Source organism: Bradyrhizobium ferriligni, from assembly GCF_056837965.1.
Genome location: NZ_JBXEJO010000167.1, coordinates 1 through 1,899, shown reverse-complemented (window position 1 = coordinate 1,899; position 1,899 = coordinate 1). Strand labels below are relative to the sequence as shown.

The window sequence follows — 1,899 nt, the reverse complement described above, 5'->3', positions numbered from 1 at the left end:
CAGCTACAGCGGCGCCACCACGGTGAACGGCGGCACGTTGCGCGCCGGCGCGGTCAATGCCTTCAGCGCGGCGTCTGCCGTCACCGCCGGCGCCGGCACCACGATCGACCTCAACGGCTTCAACCAGACCGTCGGCGGCTTCAGCAATGCCGGCACGCTGCAATTCGGCACCACGCCCGGCACGACGCTGACGGTCGCCGGCAATTATGCCGGCAACGGCGGCACGCTGCTGTTCAACACCGTGCTCGGCGGCGACGGCTCGGCGACCGACCGCCTCGTCGCGGCAAGCACGTCGGGCACCTCAACCGTGAGGATCAACAATGCCGGCGGCGGCGGCGCGCAGACCGCCGACGGCATCAAGCTGATCGACGTCACCGGCGCCTCCAACGGCAGCTTCACGCTGGCGGGCAATTATGCGCTGAATGGTCAGCAGGCGATCGTCGCCGGCGCCTATGCCTATACGCTGCAGAAGAACGGCATCGCGACGCCATCTGATGGCGACTGGTATCTGCGCTCCAGCCTGGTCAATCCGCCGAGCGATCCGGCCGCACCGGCCAAGCCCGCGGGCCCGCTGTACCAGCCCGGCGTGCCGCTCTACGAGAACTACGCCCAGGTGCTGCTCGGCATGAACGCGCTGCCCTCGCTGCAGGAGCGCGTCGGCAACCGCTACTGGGGCGGCAACGGCGGCCCGAGCGAGGCGATGGCGCGGATGGGCGTCACGCCGGCGGCGCAGGCAGACAGTTCATGGACGCAGTCGGCGTTCTGGGGCCGCATCGAGGGCGGTCAGACCAGCCTGCGGCCGTCGAACACCACCGGCTCGACCCTGAACAGCGATGACTTCAAGGCGCAGGCCGGGCTCGACGGCCTCGCGCTCGAGAACAATTACGGCCGCCTGATCGTCGGCCTGACGTTGCAATACGGCTTGACCACGGCTTACGTGAACTCGTTCTTCGGTAACGGCCGCATCCGCGCCGAAGGCACCGGCGTCGGCGCCACTGCCACCTGGTACGGCGACAACGGCGTCTACATCGACGGCCAGATGCAGACCATGTTCTATCGCGGCGACCTCACCTCCGACATCATCGGCAGCATGGCCCATGGCAATGAAGGCCTCGGCTATGCCTTCAGCGTCGAGGGCGGCAAGCGGTTCACAATCGGCAACGGCTTCTCGCTGACGCCGCAGGCGCAGCTCGCCTATTCGAAGGTCGACTTCGACGGCTTCACCGACCGCTTCGGCGCGCTGGTCTCGCTCGGCAATGCCGACAGCCTGCTCGGCCGCGTCGGGTTGTCGCTCAATCACCGGAAGAGCTGGAGCGACGGCGCCCGCTCCGACCTCTACGCGATCGGCAATCTGCACTACGAATTCCTCGACGGCACCAACGTCGATGTCGCGGGCACCGGCTTCGCCAGCGCAAACGACCGGCTCTGGGGCTCGATCGGCGGCGGCGGCAGCTACAGCTGGGCGGGCGGCCGCTACACATTGTTCGGCGAAGCGACTTATCGCGCCAGCCTGCAGGATGCCGGCGACAACCACAGCTACAAGGGCACCGCCGGCCTCCGCGTGGTGTGGTGAGGACGGGCGCACTGCCAAAATATCGAAAACAACCCCATGCAAAGTAGCCGGCGGACACGGCCACTTGACTCGTCGGGCAACTCAGAGGTACTTTTCCATTATCCAGAAATCGTGCAGGCGCACTCGCCTTGCTCCGTGTCATCACCCGCGCATGCGGGTGATCCAGTATTCCAGAGACGTCTGCGCTTGAATCGAGGGGCCGCGGCGTACTGGATCGCCCGGTCGAGTGTTTAGTCCGGAGACATGGCTGACACCTGTTCGGACACATCACTGACAGGTTGGCGGTTGGTCAAGTCGATTGATGCGACCTGCCAGCTGGCGAAGAA

Annotated in this window: 1 protein-coding gene; it reads left to right on the top strand. The window is 66.3% G+C overall.

The genetic code is table 11. The annotated features are described in order from the left end of the window. Nucleotides 1-1,573: autotransporter family protein (locus AC1VNY_RS42340; protein ID WP_482409646.1), on the top strand; the 1,573-nt coding region annotated here is incomplete at its 5' end. Nucleotides 1,574-1,899: the final 326 nt, after the last annotated feature.